Annotated in this window: 14 protein-coding genes; 6 read left to right on the top strand and 8 right to left on the bottom strand. The window is 54.7% G+C overall.

Annotated elements, in window-relative coordinates:
- Positions 1-102 precede the first annotated feature (102 nt).
- Positions 103-330, top strand: coding sequence for a YodD family peroxide/acid resistance protein (gene yodD / locus FD428_RS08715; RefSeq protein ID WP_024130232.1), 228 nt, complete (start codon positions 103-105; stop codon positions 328-330).
- A gap of 170 nt (positions 331-500) precedes the next feature.
- On the opposite strand, the gene dgcQ is transcribed toward yodD, so the two are convergent.
- The 3 genes from dgcQ to FD428_RS08700 form a co-directional block, all read right to left on the bottom strand.
- Positions 501-2,216, bottom strand: coding sequence for a cellulose biosynthesis regulator diguanylate cyclase DgcQ (gene dgcQ / locus FD428_RS08710; RefSeq protein ID WP_110494109.1), 1,716 nt, complete (start codon positions 2,214-2,216; stop codon positions 501-503).
- A 98-nt stretch (positions 2,217-2,314) separates the two neighbouring features.
- Positions 2,315-2,497 carry a YodC family protein gene (locus FD428_RS08705; RefSeq protein WP_024130230.1) on the bottom strand — a complete coding sequence of 61 codons (183 nt, stop codon included), beginning with the start codon at positions 2,495-2,497 and terminating at the stop codon, positions 2,315-2,317.
- Between the two features lie 78 nt (positions 2,498-2,575).
- A complete protein-coding gene (locus FD428_RS08700; RefSeq protein WP_071259069.1) occupies positions 2,576-3,487 on the bottom strand; it encodes a DUF808 domain-containing protein in 912 nt (303 codons plus the stop codon).
- Positions 3,488-3,664: 177 nt separating this feature from the next.
- Here FD428_RS08700 and yedA point away from each other — a divergent pair, with 177 nt between their 5' ends.
- Entirely contained in the window at positions 3,665-4,585 is a 921-nt protein-coding gene (gene yedA / locus FD428_RS08695; protein WP_114848772.1) for a drug/metabolite exporter YedA, read from the top strand.
- Here yedA and FD428_RS08690 read toward each other — a convergent pair.
- The 3 genes from FD428_RS08690 to FD428_RS08680 form a co-directional block, all read right to left on the bottom strand.
- Positions 4,574-5,044: a very short patch repair endonuclease gene (locus FD428_RS08690; RefSeq protein ID WP_047462890.1), complete on the bottom strand. Its 471-nt coding sequence runs from the start codon at positions 5,042-5,044 to the stop codon at positions 4,574-4,576. The genes yedA and FD428_RS08690 overlap by 12 nt on opposite strands.
- Entirely contained in the window at positions 5,025-6,458 is a 1,434-nt protein-coding gene (locus FD428_RS08685) for a DNA cytosine methyltransferase (protein WP_071258789.1), read from the bottom strand. The genes FD428_RS08690 and FD428_RS08685 overlap by 20 nt, the downstream gene beginning before the upstream one ends.
- Positions 6,459-6,530: 72 nt before the next feature.
- Positions 6,531-7,226 (bottom strand): phosphohydrolase, encoded by a 696-nt coding sequence (locus FD428_RS08680; protein WP_049010001.1) that lies wholly within the window; start codon positions 7,224-7,226, stop codon positions 6,531-6,533.
- A 408-nt stretch (positions 7,227-7,634) separates the two neighbouring features.
- Here FD428_RS08680 and ompC point away from each other — a divergent pair, with 408 nt between their 5' ends.
- Positions 7,635-8,816, top strand: coding sequence for a porin OmpC (gene ompC, locus FD428_RS08675; protein WP_114848773.1), 1,182 nt, complete (start codon positions 7,635-7,637; stop codon positions 8,814-8,816).
- A gap of 64 nt (positions 8,817-8,880) precedes the next feature.
- Here ompC and FD428_RS08670 read toward each other — a convergent pair whose 3' ends face one another.
- Positions 8,881-9,777 (bottom strand): siderophore-interacting protein, encoded by an 897-nt coding sequence (locus FD428_RS08670; RefSeq protein ID WP_071258796.1) that lies wholly within the window; start codon positions 9,775-9,777, stop codon positions 8,881-8,883.
- 15 nt (positions 9,778-9,792) lie between these two features.
- The gene (locus FD428_RS08665; RefSeq protein WP_114848774.1) at positions 9,793-11,004 is read right to left on the bottom strand and encodes an MFS transporter; all 1,212 of its coding nucleotides are present in this window, start codon (positions 11,002-11,004) and stop codon (positions 9,793-9,795) included.
- A gap of 132 nt (positions 11,005-11,136) precedes the next feature.
- Here FD428_RS08665 and iucA point away from each other — a divergent pair, with 132 nt between their 5' ends.
- Genes iucA through iucC form a run of 3 tightly spaced genes read left to right on the top strand, consistent with a single transcriptional unit; the run spans position 11,137 to position 15,542 of the window.
- Positions 11,137-12,861, top strand: coding sequence for an aerobactin synthase IucA (gene iucA / locus FD428_RS08660; protein ID WP_123907469.1), 1,725 nt, complete (start codon positions 11,137-11,139; stop codon positions 12,859-12,861).
- Positions 12,862-13,809 carry a N(6)-hydroxylysine O-acetyltransferase IucB gene (gene iucB / locus FD428_RS08655; protein ID WP_114848775.1) on the top strand — a complete coding sequence of 316 codons (948 nt, stop codon included), beginning with the start codon at positions 12,862-12,864 and terminating at the stop codon, positions 13,807-13,809.
- On the top strand, positions 13,809-15,542 hold the full coding sequence (gene iucC, locus FD428_RS08650; RefSeq protein WP_114848776.1) for an NIS family aerobactin synthetase IucC: 1,734 nt from the start codon (positions 13,809-13,811) through the stop codon (positions 15,540-15,542). The genes iucB and iucC overlap by 1 nt, the downstream gene beginning before the upstream one ends.
- Positions 15,543-15,545: the final 3 nt, after the last annotated feature.

Here is a 15,545-nt window from a genome sequence, read left to right as displayed (position 1 = left end):
TGTAGAACAAATTCCTTTTTCTGGCAGCGTCTGCCGCGCGTGATTGCTGGTTTTCTCAACGGTCTATACTTACAGATGCCACGGTTAAATGAGGTACTGAAGATGAAAACCGCGAAAGAGTACAGCGAAACGGCCAAGCGCGAAGTCAGCGTTGATGTTGACGCCCTGCTCGCGGCGATCAATGAAATCAGCGAGAGCGAAATTCATCGCAGCGCTGATGATCCTGAGAAAGTCAGTGTGGATGGCCGCGATTATCATACATGGCATGAATTAGCGGATGCGTTTGAACTCGATATTCATGATTTTAGCGTCACGGAAATCAATCGCTGATCTGGGGTGAAAAAAATCCCGGCTCGCAGAGCCGGGATCAAACTTGCTTATGCAAGAAGCACTTGAAAATTCGTTACACCAGAAAATCTGATGTGCGTTTTACCTTATCTGCAATTTTTTTGTATGACAAGCAAATATTTCTCGCAGAAATGATTAATACAGCTAATGGTTCAGCGTGTATCAGGCGACGGCGCGGGATGGTCGTCACGGACACAAACCTGATTGCGCCCGGCCTGTTTTGCCAGATACAACCGGCGATCCGCCAGCGACTGCAACTGTTCAAAATCGTAGTCTCCGTTCTCCTGCGCCCCGCTTACGCCCAGCGATGCGCTAATGCGCAGGGTCGTGCCTTTTGCGATCAGGATTTCTTTGTCGTTCACGCGCTGGCGTATCCGCTCTGCGATCTGTGCTGCCTGCACCAGCGTCGTCCCCGGTAAGACAATACAGAACTCTTCGCCGCCTACGCGCCCGGCAAGGTCATGCGAACGTATTGTGCCGCTAATAAGCCCGGCGGCATGGGAGAGCACCCGGTCTCCCGCCTGATGGCCGAAACGGTCATTGACGCTCTTAAAGTGATCCAAATCGATCTGAATAACGGAAAACGGCTGTCGCTGCTCGTGGCAGCGCTGTATCAGTACGCGCGCCCTCTCAAACAATGCGCCACGGTTATACAGCCGCGTCAAAGGATCGTGCCAGGCCTGCCATTGCAGGGAACTTTGCAGCACAAACATATTGCTGACCATCTTGCGGATAACAACCCATGAGATGAGCAACATCATCGTGAAAAGCGCCCACAGGAGACCAAGCGCAATACTGATACTGCCAAAAGCCCCCTGCACGCCTTCTCTCAGGGTATGAACACGCAAAAGCACGCCATCGAAATGATCCAGCCTTTCCCAACTGATATAGCGGCTGCCCATACGGATACCGCCATGCGTATCATGTTCGATGTCATTCGCGAGCAACGCCAGTTCAAGGTCATCAAAGGTATTAACCTGACGCTTTTCCGGCGTTGAGGTCGCCAGTAGCCTGAGCTGATAGTCGTAGAGCTGGTACTCCCCTTCAGAATCTTTTTCGACCGCATCCTCCAGGAAACGCTTCATGGATGACACCGGAATATCCATTGCCAGCACGCCATACCAGTGTCTTTCGTTATCCAGCGACAGGCTCACGGTGACTTTTTGTTGCACTTCGCCGCCCGGCACCGGCGAGCTAAACCAGCGCACGCCGCGCGCTGAATTTTGTCGTTGGGATTGCCCGCTGAACCAGGGTTGGATCACATACTGGTAATAGCGGGACATAATATCGCCGCCATTGGTTGTGGGTTCAGTTGAGACATAAAAGCCTGAACGCGAAACATACATTGTCCGCTGCGCCAGCATGGTAGAAGAATGCGCCAGCCGTAACAAATACCCCAGTTCCAGCGCGGCGCTTAACTCGTTTGCCAGCGCATCGTTATCCCGCGTGAGAAGTGTTGTACGGTTAACAAACGCGTCAGAGACGCCGTTAAGCGGTAACGTTCGCCGTCTGTCTAGCTCCAGTTGCCAGAAACTTTTGCCGCGCAGTTGCGCAAATTGCGCCACCGCATCGTGCAGGTCGGCAAAATCGAGCGGCGTGACCAGCGCTTCGTACATACCGTTGCGCAGAAACAAGAGTTTATCCACGCTGAATTGCAGCTGTCTGTCCAGCACATTAGCGACGTTTTCCAGATGGTTACGTTGACTGGCCCGGTATGCCGACTCCAGCACGACCACTTCACGCCAGGTCAGCAATGTTGAACAAATCATCACAACCAGAAAACAGATATTTACGACATGGCCTGGCCCAAAGCGTCGTGCTAACGTTCTCAGCCAGCTCCAGTTTCCTGGCGTTGTTTCATGCGGCACCTGACGGCTCCCTACTTTTATTCCTGAACTATGTGTCGCGACTCAACGGCTATTTTCTGGGGTAACAAAACGCCCGGCATTAACCGGGCGTTCCTTTATCAGACATCTTCCCGCAACCGCCTGCCATCACCGGGCATAAGTTCATTCTCGTGGAATGCTTCCCGTTTGACGCCAAAACCGTCATACCAACGGCACTCCACCATGCCGCTGGAATAACCGGTTACGATCATGCGTGGACCACCTTCTTTTGCGATAACTTCCTCACTGACAAAAAAGACCATACCTGCCTCCTGTATCCAGTGAAACTTTTTCACCTTAGACGACGATGGGCTTTTTTGCATAATCCGGCGAGGCATAAATTAGTGCGAACCACCGCGAACGTTGGCAACAGTTTTTACCAGCCCTACCACCACGCTGCCGATGATGAAACCGAGCACCAGATTAATCAACATGGGAAGCGTGAGCGCAATAAGACCATTCTGCTGCTGAGCAAAATGTTCGATCGCGTGGTGTAATGGCGCGATGCCGTGCACCACGATCCCGCCCCCCACCAGGAACATCGCGAGTGTGCCAACAATGGACAGCGCCTTCATAAGCCAGGGCGCTGTAACCAGTAGCCCTTTGCCCACCGCCTGAGCCAGTACGCTGCGTTTTTCCGCCAGCCAGTACCCCATATCGTCCAGTTTTACGATGAGTCCCACCAGACCATAAACGCCAATCGTCACCACCAGCGCGATACCGGACAACACCAGAACCTGATTGAGCAACGGCGCATCCGCGACAATTCCCAGCGTAATCGCGACGATCTCCGCAGAAAGGATAAAGTCGGTGCGTACAGCCCCTTTCACTTTCTCCTTCTCAAACGTGAGAGGATCTTGTGCGGCGATCGCGGCCAGACGCTGCTGACGCGCCTCCGGGCTCTCTTTGTGCTTTCGGGCCTCAAGCGTGTGTAAAACTTTCTCTACGCCTTCAAAACAGAGAAAAGCGCCCCCAATCATCAACAACGGTGTAATCGCCCACGGGATAAAAGCGCTGATCAGCAGCGCCAGAGGCACCAGGATGACCTTGTTGATCAACGACCCTTTCGCCACGCTCCAGACGACCGGCAGTTCGCGGTTCGCCCGCACGCCCGTCACCTGTTGCGCGTTTAGCGACAGGTCATCACCCAATACGCCTGCCGTTTTTTTCGCGGCCAGTTTTCCCATCATCGAGATATCATCCAACAGCGTGGCGATGTCATCGAGCAACGTCAGCAAACTACTTCCTGCCAAAATAAATCCCTCAATATTTTTCTTTTGAAGAGGTAAGTATGAAGTAAAAAACGTAATGCCGAAACGGGTAGCAATCGTCAACAAAAATTTAACAAAAGAGTGCAATTATAACGCTCGCCAGCGCGATAGTTTTGACGTTTACTATGTTGCACCTTTTTATTTCCGCCGTGAGGGATTATGCGTTTCAGGCAGTTACTACCACTTTTTAGCGCGCTCTTCGCGCTGTATATCATTTGGGGTTCCACGTACTTCGTTATTCGTATTGGCGTTGGGAGTTGGCCGCCGCTGATGATGGCGGGCGTCCGTTTTCTGTCTGCGGGGATTTTGTTAACAACATTCTTACTTCTTCGTGGGCATAAACTGCCCCCTTTGCGTCAATTACTCAATGCCGCGCTGATTGGCATTCTGCTGCTGGCGGTGGGGAACGGTCTGGTTACCGTAGCGGAACATCAGGATGTACCGTCCGGCATCGCCGCCGTGGTGGTCGCGACGGTCCCACTCTTCACGCTATGCTTCAGCCATTTCTTTGGCATTAAAACGCGAAAACTGGAGTGGGCAGGCATCGCCATCGGCCTGGCGGGGATCATCATGCTCAATAGCGGCGGAAATTTGAGCGGCAACCCCTGGGGCGCGCTGTTGATCCTGATTGGCTCGATGAGCTGGGCATTCGGCTCCGTGTTCGGCGCCCGCATCGCGTTGCCGACAGGCATGATGGCCGGAGCGATTGAAATGCTGGCTGCCGGTGTTGTGCTGATGTTCGCTTCCTTTATCGCCGGGGAAAAGCTGACGACGATGCCGACGCTCTCCGGCTTCATGGCGGTAGGTTATCTGGCGCTATTCGGTTCCATTATCGCCATTAACGCCTATATGTATTTGATCCGTAATGTCAGCCCGGCGCTGGCAACCAGTTACGCCTACGTCAACCCGGTAGTGGCGGTGTTGCTGGGAACAGGTCTGGGGGGAGAAAGCCTTTCTTCCGTCGAGTGGCTGGCATTAGGGGTAATTGTTTTCGCTGTCGTCCTGGTGACGCTGGGGAAATATTTGTTTCCCGCCAGACCCGCGACCGCAGCGAGCGAATCGGAAAAATCACTCCAGTAAATGAATACCCTGCGTGTCGATCTGCGCGGTGGGGCCACCGCCGCAGATCCACTCTTCAAGCCGTTCCGCCAGTGCGGCGTCGCTGAGTTTCAACCGGCCACGCAAAGCACACTCCCAGACAATCAGCACACGCCAGCCAAGCTCGCGAAGCCTCAGCATGTCTCGCCGATCGCGCTCCACATTTTTACCGATTTTGTTCAGCCAGAACTCGGTACGCGTGGCGGGAACTTTGAACAGGTGGCAGTCGTGATGATGCCAGAAACAGCCGTGCGTGAAGATAACGCAGCGATACTCATCCACGACAAAATCCGGGCGTCCGGGCAACGTGGCGTCCTGCACATGAAACGCCATCCCCTGCTCCTGCAACAGACCGGCAAGGCGTTTTTCTATCGCCGTATCGCGCGTGGCTATCGCCCGCATATTCTTGCTGCGCGTCGCCTTATCGTGTACGTCCGCCATGCTGGCTCTCTTTCTGGCGCAATGTAACGGCCTGTTTAATTCTCGACTCCAGCAGTTTTGCTACTGCGGCAAATGCCGGAACCACGACGGAGTTACCAAACTGACGGTAGGCCTGGGTGTCTGAAACGGGAATGCGGAACTGATATCCCTGCGGCGATTCAAATCCCATTAACCGCGCGCACTCTCTGGGCGTTAACCGGCGTGGACGGTGCTGCTGATTCACCGGATCGTCGAAATTCGCCTCTCCTGCGGCCATATCCCAGCCACGGTCAATCAGTATCTCCGCGCCATCTTTATAGTAACGCGCCGACAATGTGCGCGTTACGCTGCCGGGATTCGCAGGATAGACCATCCCATAGCCAAAACCGTTACCCCGAGCCTGATGCTTTTTCGCGTAGCGGTACAAATACTTCCACAATACCGGCGTCAGCACATATTTCGCTTCAACCGCCGGTTCAAGCAGTTCCGCCAGCGTGATGCGCTGCTGCGGATAGCGTGTGGCAATATCCCGCAGCGTAAAATCGGTTTTCAGATTAAGATCGCGGCGGAACCCCACCAGCACAATCCTCTCCCGATGCTGGGGTAAAAAATGGCGGCCATCAATAATTTTCGGGTCGTCCGGCCCGTTATCCGCAGCATCGGCGACGTCATACCCCAGTTCGTCAAGCGTTTGCATAATGATGCGAAACGTTTTTCCCTGGTCGTGGCTTTTCAGGTTTTTGACGTTTTCGAGCACAAAAATCGCCGGGCGTCGGGCGTCAATAACCCGCACGACATCGAAAAAGAGCGTCCCCTGCGTATCACAGGCGAAACCATGCGCCCGTCCCATCGCGTTTTTCTTTGATACGCCTGCCAGAGAGAATGGCTGGCAGGGAAAACCGGCCAGTAGAACATCGTGCTCCGGTATGTGCTGGCGAATATGCTCCGCCGCTTCGCTATCGCTCACGCCGTCGCGGTGGCTCAGCGTAATATCGCGAATATCTTCATTGAAATGATGCCGTTGCGGATCGCAGTAATAATTGGCTTTATAGGTGCGTACCGCGTGTTTATTCCATTCGCTGGTAAACACGCACTGCCCGCCTATCGCTTCAAAGCCACGGCGAATTCCGCCGATCCCGGCGAAGAGATCGACAAAACGAAAGGCATAATGCGGATGGTGTGCCGGAGGCGTTGGCAACAATGTCCTGAGGTGCGTATATTCGCTCTCGCTCAGACGATGCCACGCCGTTGCGTTCGCCACGACGCGTTTAAAAATAGCCGGGCTCCAGTGGTTCTCCCCAACGCCATTCAGATGCGCCACCAGCGTTTTCACATCATAGATTTCCAGCAGTTTGCCCAGCAGCGCCTGTACGGCAGCCCCGGCATTGTCTGTCATCAGATCCTGGAAACCTGTTACTGAAAGATTTTCCTGCATACATTTAACCGGCGAAATTGATATTCGACAGGTTAACACAAAATGAACGCGTTTACGTTTTGGGTATGGTCGCTACTTATCGCGGCTAAAAGCCTGAATTACCGTCTGATCCAACGTGTCGTACTCCCCTCTTAGCTCCGCGCTTAGCTTCGCCATCCAGGTCACCAGGAAGTCGGCGTTATGCTCTGCCAGCAGCTTTCCCCGCGCGGTTTGCATGGTTTGCGGCAAGGTCAGAAGTTTTGTCTGAAAATGGTCGAGGGCGAATTGCTTATCGTTAAGCGGGCGACGTTGCGCGAAGGGATCTTCAGCATCAAATAGCGAAACGCCCAGCCCGCCGGAAACGGCAAACACGCGCGCCAGACCGATTGCGCCCAGTGCTTCAAGCCGGTCGGCATCCTGCACAATCTTCGCCTCGCTGGTCATTGGCGCAATGTGGGCGCTAAAACTGTGCGCCTCAATCGCATGACTGACTGCCGCTAATTTCTCTTCAGGATACGCAGGGAAATCGTTCATTAATATGCGACGAGCCGCGTCAGCGGCCAGCACGGATGAACGATGGCGATCGGGATGATTTTTCGGCAGGCTGACGATATCGTGGAAATAACACGCGGTCAGCACAACAAGCCAGTCAACATCCTCATCCGTCGACAGCTTTTGTGCCGTTCCCCAGACGCGACGAAAATGAAAAATGTCATGGGCGCTATCCTGCTCGTGGTGATTTTTGCCCAACCACGCTTCGAACTGCGATTGCCAGTAGTGTAAATCCACGCTGCCTCCTCTGAATCAGAAAGCAACATTAGCAATATTCCGCCTTGTCTTCACGCTCAATGATTACGGGAGGAGGTATCAGACAGGTTGATGAAGGCAATAAATGGAATAAAAAGAAAATCCGAACGACGTTAAAATAGCGCTAATTACGATAAAACATTCACAAAATAAATTCCAAAAACGCAAATCATAATTTATTAAAAGAAAAACATAACACAGTTAAATATAAAGCAATAAATACATATTAAATTATTTATAATCACATCCAAAGAAACAATTAGAAATATTTTAAATACATTTGTTACATGTAATATTTAAAAAAGAATGAACTTCCTGGAATAGTATTCAACAGTGATCTTCAGGATTCGATCACTTATTCATATCAATTATTATTATAGGGAATACATAATGAAAAGAAAAGTTCTGGCGATGTTTGTCCCTGCTCTATTAATTGCAGGCGCTGCAAATGCGGCTGAAGTGTATAATAAAGACGGCAATAAACTGGACCTGTACGGTAAAGTTGATGGCCTGCGTTATTTCTCTGACGATGCAGGCAGCGACGGCGACATGTCCTATGCCCGTCTGGGTTTTAAAGGCGAAACGCAAATTGCCGAGCAGTTAACCGGTTACGGTCAGTGGGAATACAACATTCAGGCCAACGGTACTGAAGGTGATAAAGGTGACTCCTGGACTCGTCTCGGCTTCGCCGGTTTAGGTTTTGGTCAAAACGGTACTTTCGATTACGGTCGTAACTACGGCGTGGTTTACGACGTAGAAGCCTGGACCGATATGCTGCCAGAATTCGGCGGCGATACTTACACTCAGACTGACGTTTATATGTTAGGCCGTACTAACGGCGTAGCAACCTACCGTAATAACGGCTTCTTTGGTCTGGTTGATGGTCTGAACTTTGCGCTCCAGTATCAGGGTAATAATGAAGGCACCGGTTTTGGTCAGGAAGGTTCCGGCAATAGCGCAGGTCGCAAGCTGGCCAAAGAAAACGGCGACGGCTTCGGTATGTCCACCTCCTACGACTTCGACTTCGGTTTAAGCCTGGGTGCGGCATACGCCAATTCCGATCGTACCGATGCTCAGGTTGCTCGTGGTTACGGTGACGGCATGAACCAGCGTAATAACTATGCTGGTGGCGATAAAGCTGAAGCCTGGACCGTTGGTGCTAAATACGACGCCTACAATGTTTATCTCGCCGCCATGTACGCTGAAACCCGTAATATGACTTACTATGGCAATGGCGACAGCGAACTTAATGGCGGTATCGCCAACAAAACGCAGAACTTTGAAGTTGTTGCACAGTATCAGTTTGATTTCGGTCTGCGCCCGTCTATTGCCTACCTGCAATCTAAAGGCAAAGACTTAGGTGGTCAGGAAGTAAGACACGGCAACTGGCGTTACACCGATAAAGATCTGGTGAAATATGTTGATGTAGGTATGACCTATTACTTCAACAAAAATATGTCCACCTATGTTGATTATAAAATCAACCTGCTGGATGAAGACGATAGCTTCTACGCAGACAACGGTATCGCAACCGATGATATCGTAGCCGTCGGTCTGGTTTACCAGTTCTAATATTCATTAGATATTGCACTAAGCCCGCATAATGGAATAATTTCATGATGCGGGCTTTTTATTATCACGCGCGCCCTTTAGACCAATATGCCATAAAGTTAATCGCTTTGTGCTCGACGCCACGCTCGCCAATTAAATGGCGGCGCAGCAGTTTGACGACGGTGGACTCTGCGGCCACCCACCCATAAAACGCCGTGCTGCTGGTCGTGGCCTTATCCCAGAGAAGCTCCCCTTCGGCTTCTTCTTTCACCGTATCCACCGTATCGGGATGGCGACTTTCGGGTACTCTGGCATGCGTTTTCACGGCCTGAATCAGGCATTCACCGTGCTTCGCCGCTGCGGGGTTACGCGGCAACCAAAAAATGTCGGCGAACTTAAACTCGCTTAAATTCGCGCAGTCGCCCTGTTCAGGAACTTCAAAGAACGCCTGAACCTGTGGCGGATTGGTCTGTCTCGCCAGCATCTCAAGGATACCGCGCGCGGCGGGGAGCGCCGTCTCATCAGCAATGATTAACGCATTCCGCAGTCCCTGGGGAGGCGTCCATTCATAGCCACCGCTGTCTTCAGCATACGCCGCGTCAGGCGCCACCATCTGAATGGCGTCGCCGGGTCTGGCGTTAATCGCCCATGCCGAAGCCGGTCCCTCTGTACCATGATTGATAAATTCCACGGTGACCTCCTGGCGGGCAGGATCGACATGTCGCAGCGTATAAGTGCGGATAACCGGGCGCTTCTCTTTTGGCATCCCCAGTACAAGCTGATACCAGTGCCCTTCGGCAGGCAACGACGGCGGCGTACCGTCTTCAGACGGAAACAACATCTTAATGCGCTGATCCGGCGAGTCGCATTTCATCTGCGCCACCTCCTGCCCACTGAAAACCAGGCTCAGCAGCGAAGGGGAAACCTCCGTCTTACGCGCCAGTTGAACGTTGAACAGGCGGTAGCCCTGAACTCCAGCCATAACTTTTCCTTACGCTTAAATCGCGGAATGACGTGAACGGTAGCGGCTGCGCCAGATAAAGCCAGACACCACGGTAAATAACACAGCGACGAAAAAAGCCGCCACAATCAGCGCCGCTGCGGCGCCGGTTTTCGACACCAGCGGCACCAGCAATGCGCAAAGCCCATAGCCAAGCGTGTGGCTGGTCGCGATCCAGCCCGCGCCTGCGCCGTCTGTCAGCTTATCATTCAGTAAAAGCTGATAAGCGGGTGTTGCCAGAGCAGCCCCAAACGACAGCACCGCACAGCCGAGGTAAAACAACCATAGCTGTTCGGCGAGCATTATCGCCAGGCCACAAATCATCAGCGCTCCGGCACTCAAGAGCAGCGCCATCGGCGTCAGGCGCTGCGGGCGGAGCACCCCGAACTGTGCGATAAGCGCAGCAACTGCGGCCAGCCCCAACAACCACGCCACCTGGTGGCTAATGGCGGCGGTATCCGTGGCGAACTGGCGAGTAAGGGCGGGCGAAAGACCAAGCTGCATCATGCTCACCGCCGCGGCTAATAACAGCGCGCAAAGCAGATAAGGCAGGCAATCCAGCCTCAGGCTGGCGCTCTTGCGCTCCGCTGCGGGCTGCGGTGGCGTGCCAGGCAACCGCAGCAGCATCACCAGCGCCAGCAGTGGCGCTGCCATCAGCAGCCCCATCGGCGCCAGAGGGTGAATCGCCAGCATCGCCGCCGCGCACAACGGCCCGAATAGTCTGCCGCAGCTCAAGCCGGAGCTAATGGTTGCCAGAGCGACCATACGATTCCTTTCCCCCGCTCTCTGCAATGCCCAGACCTGACAGGCTGGCACCATCGCCGACACGGTAAGCCCGTAGGCGATCCGCGCGATGATTAATATTCCCAGCCCCACCGCTGTTGTTACGGCGCCGGTCGCCATCAGCATGCTTCCCAGCCCAAGCAGAGTAAAGCTTGCGCCGTATCCCCCTAATGCCCACAGCACCACAGGCTTACTGCCCACACGGGCAATTTGCTTTCCCCACCACGGGGAAGACGGCAGGAACAGCATTGAGCCAAGCATCAGCAAAGCCGCCCAAATCGACAGGCTCAGGTTTGTCTGAATCACCAGTACAGGGATCGCGACCAGCAGGCCGTTTTGCCCGACACCGAGTAACCCCGCACTGAACGCAAGCGGCCAGCAGGACAATGGTTTTTGCGGCGTTTCCGCGCTCTCAAGAGACGTCACGATGTTGCAATTCCATGTATTAATTGTGTTTATTTGTAAAATTAATTTTACCGATTCTAACAATTGTTATTGATAATGAGAAACCTTATCGGCAAAATTCGCATTATCATAACGAGTGGGATCTGTTTGATTATGACTTTGCCAACTAAAACGTCAGCCCTGGATGTGGCTGCGCAGTGCTTCCTGAATTCCCTGGTTCGTGAAACCAAAGACTGGCGGCTGACGGAATACCAGCCAACCGAATTGATCATCCCGCTGGGCGAACAGCAGGCGCTCCATTTCAGAGTGGCTTATTTTTCCCCAACCCAGCATCACCGCTTTGAATTTCCGGCGCGTCTGGTCACGGCCTCCGGCAGTCACCCCGTCGATTTCGCCACCCTCTCCCGGCTTATTGTTGATAAGCTCCAGCACCAACTCTTGCTGCCCGCGACCAGTTGCGAAACCTTCCACCAGCGCGTGATGGAAAGCCACGCCCATACGCAGCAGGCGATTGATGCCCGCCATGACTGGGCAGCCCTGCGTGAAAAAGCGTTGAACTTTGGCGAGGCGGAGCAGGCTCTGCTGGTCGGGCACGCCTTCCACCCGGCGCCTAAGTCTCATGAACCGTTTAACCAGCAGGAGGCCGAACGCTACCTGCCGGACTTCGCGCCCCACTTCCCGCTGCGGTGGTTTGCGGTGAACAAAACGCAGATCGCCGGTGAAAGCCTGCATCTCAACCTGCAACAACGGTTGACGCGATTTGCCGCAGAGATTGCGCCGCAGTTACTCAATGAATTAAGCGACAATCAATGGCTATTCCCGCTGCACCCGTGGCAGGGGGAGTATCTGTTGCAGCAGGAATGGTGCCAGGAGCTTGTCGCTAAAGGGCTGATTAAAGATTTAGGCGAGGCCGGCGCGCCGTGGCTACCGACCACCTCTTCCCGCTCGCTCTACTGCGCCACCAGCCGCGACATGATCAAATTCTCCCTGAGCGTGCGCCTGACCAACTCCGTCCGTACCCTGTCAGTGAAAGAAGTGAAGCGTGGAATGCGCCTGGCGCGCCTGGCGCAAACCGACGACTGGCAGACGCTACAGGCCCGCTTCCCGACTTTCCGGGTGATGCAGGAAGACGGTTGGGCCGGGCTGCGCGATCTCCACGGCAACATCATGCAGGAAAGCCTGTTTGCCCTGCGTGAAAACCTGCTGGTGGATCAGCCGCAAAGCCAGACTAACGTACTGGTCTCCCTGACTCAGGCCGCGCCGGATGGCGGTGATTCGCTGCTGGTTGCGGCGGTAAAACGCCTGAGCGATCGCCTCGGCATCACTGCGCAACAGGCCGCCCACGCATGGGTCGATGCTTACTGTCAGCAGGTGCTGAAGCCGCTGTTTACGGCTGAAGCGGATTACGGCCTGGTGCTGCTGGCGCATCAGCAAAATATTCTGGTTCAGATGCTTGGGGATCTGCCGGTCGGGCTTATCTACCGTGACTGCCAGGGCAGCGCGTTTATGCCTCACGCGGCAGGCTGGCTCGACACCATTGGCGAGGCGCAGGCGGAAAACGTCTTTACCCGTGAGCAGTTGCTGCGCTACTTCCCTTATTACCTGCTGGTTAACTCCACTTTTGCCGTGACCGCCGCGCTGGGCGCTGCCGGGCTGGACAGTGAAGCGAATCTGATGGCTCGCGTACGAACGTTGCTGGCTGAAGTGCGTGATCAGGTGACTCATAAAACCTGTCTCAACTACGTGCTGGAAAATCCGTACTGGAACGTAAAAGGTAACTTTTTCTGTTATCTGAACGACCACAACGAGAACACCATCGTCGATCCCTCGGTGATCTACTTCGATTTCGCCAACCCACTGCTGGCTCAGGAGGGCTAAATGTCTAAGGCAAACATCGTTCACAGCGGATATGGACTGCGCTGTGAAAATCTCGACAAGCCTCTGAATCTTAGCTGGGGGCTGGACAATAGCGCGGTGCTGCGCTGGCCGGGGCCTCTGCCGACAGGGTGGCTGCGCGACGCGCTGGATCAGATATTTATCGCCGCACCGCAACTTTCAGCTGTGGTTCTCCCCTGGGCCGAATGGCGCGAGGAGCCACAGGCGCTGACGCTTTTCGGGCAGGTAAAAAGCGACATCATCCATCGCACCGCCTTCTGGCAGTTACCGCTATGGCTGAGTTCTCCGGCAAACCGGGCCTCCGGCGAAATGGTTTTTGATGCAGAGCGTGAGATTTATTTCCCGCTGCGCCCGCCCCGTCCGCAGGGCGAGGTTTATCGCCGTTACGATCCACGCGTTCGCAAGACGCTGAGTTTCCGCGTTGCCGATCCCGTTCTTGATGCAGAACGTTTCACCCGCTGGATGAACGATCCGCGCGTTGAATATTTCTGGGAGCAAAGCGGCTCGCTGGAGGTACAGACCGCCTATCTGGAGCGCCAGCTCACCGGTAAACATGCGTTCCCGCTGATCGGCTGCTTCGACGATCGGCCGTTTAGCTATTTCGAAATCTACTGGGCGGCGGAAGACCGCATTGGCCGCCACTATTCATGGCAACCCTTTGACCGTGGCCTGCATCTGCTGGTTGGTGAACAGCAATGGCGCGGAGCCCACTACGTGCAAAGCTGGCTGCGCGGGCTGACGCATTACCTGCTGCTGGATGAGCCCCGCACGCAGCGCACCGTACTTGAGCCACGCGCCGATAACCAGCGCCTGTTCCGCCACCTTGAGCCTGCGGGATACCAGACAATTAAAGAGTTCGACTTCCCGCACAAGCGCTCGCGCATGGTGATGGCGGATCGCCATAACTTCTTCACGGAGGTCGGTCTGTAATGAATCACAAGGATTGGGATTTTGTTAACCGCCAGCTGGTGGCAAAAATGCTGGCCGAGCTGGAGTATGAGCAGGTTTTCCACGCGGAATCTCAGGGCGATGGCCGCTACTGCATTAACCTGCCGGGTGCACAATGGTGCTTCAGCGCTGAACGCGGCATCTGGGGCTGGCTGTGGATTGATGCTCAAACGCTGCGCTGCGCGGACGAACCCGTTCTGGCGCAAACGCTACTGATGCAACTAAAGCCGGTGCTGTCGATGAGCGATGCCACCGTTGCTGAGCATATGCAGGATTTGTATGCCACGCTGCTGGGCGACCTGCAACTGCTGAAGGCACGGCGCGGGCTGAGCGCCAGTGACCTGATTGATCTTGATGCCGACCGCCTGCAATGCCTGCTAAGCGGCCATCCTAAATTCGCTTTTAATAAAGGCCGCCGAGGCTGGGGCAAAGAGGCGCTGGAGCGATATGCGCCAGAGTACGCCAACACCTTCAGACTGCACTGGCTGGCGGTAAAACGTGAGCATATGGTCTGGCGCTGCGACAGCGAGCTGGATATTCAGCAGTTGTTGACGGCCGCGATGGACCCGCAGGAGTTTGCCCGCTTCAATCAGGTCTGGCAGGAAAATGGGCTGGATAACGACTGGCTGCCACTGCCGGTACATCCGTGGCAGTGGCAGCAAAAAATCGCCCTCGACTTCATCGCCGATCTTGCCGAAGGCAGGATGGTTTCTCTCGGCGAGTTTGGCGACTTGTGGCTCGCCCAGCAGTCGCTGCGCACCCTGACCAACGCCAGTCGCCAGGGCGGGCTGGATATCAAGCTGCCGCTGACCATCTACAACACCTCCTGCTATCGGGGGATTCCGGGCAAATACATCGCCGCCGGGCCGCTGGCCTCACGCTGGCTGCAACAGGTTTTTGCGACCGACGCCACGCTTAAGCAAAGCGGCGCGGTGATCCTCGGTGAACCGGCGGCAGGCTATGTGTCCCATGAAGGCTATGCCGCGCTTGCCCAGGCCCCCTACCGCTACCAGGAGATGCTCGGCGTTATCTGGCGTGAGAATCCGTGTCGCTGGCTGAAGCCGGACGAAACTCCGATTCTGATGGCGACACTGATGGAGTGCGATGAAAACAACCAGCCGCTGATAGGCGCATATATCGACCGCTCCGGGCTGGACGCTGAAACCTGGCTCACGCAGCTGTTCCGGGTGGTAGTGGTTCCGCTGTATCACCTGCTTTGCCGCTACGGCGTTGCGCTTATCGCCCACGGACAAAATATAACGCTCGCCATGAAAGAGGGCGTACCGCAGCGCGTGCTGTTGAAAGACTTCCAGGGCGATATGCGGCTGGTGAAAGATGCGTTCCCGGAGATGGACTCCCTGCCTCAGGAGGTGCGGGACGTCACCGCTCGCCTGAGCGCCGACTACTTAATTCATGATTTGCAGACCGGCCACTTCGTGACGGTTCTGCGCTTTGTTTCGCCGCTGATGGCTCGCCTTGGCGTACCGGAGAGGCGTTTTTATCAACTGCTGGCAGCAGTGTTGAGTGATTACATGCAGGAACATCCACAAATGTCAGCGCGCTTTGCGCTTTTCTCACTCTTCAAGCCACAAATCATTCGCGTAGTGCTGAACCCGGTAAAACTGACCTGGCCCGACCAGGACGGCGGCAGCCGCATGTTGCCGAATTACCTTGAGGATCTGCAAAACCCGCTGTGGCTGGCAACCAGGGACTGAATC

Source organism: Citrobacter sp. TBCP-5362, from assembly GCF_005406305.1.
Taxonomy (GTDB): domain Bacteria; phylum Pseudomonadota; class Gammaproteobacteria; order Enterobacterales; family Enterobacteriaceae; genus Citrobacter_B; species Citrobacter_B koseri.
Note: the sequence above shows the minus strand (reverse complement) of the source record. Positions and strands in the feature narration are given on the sequence as shown.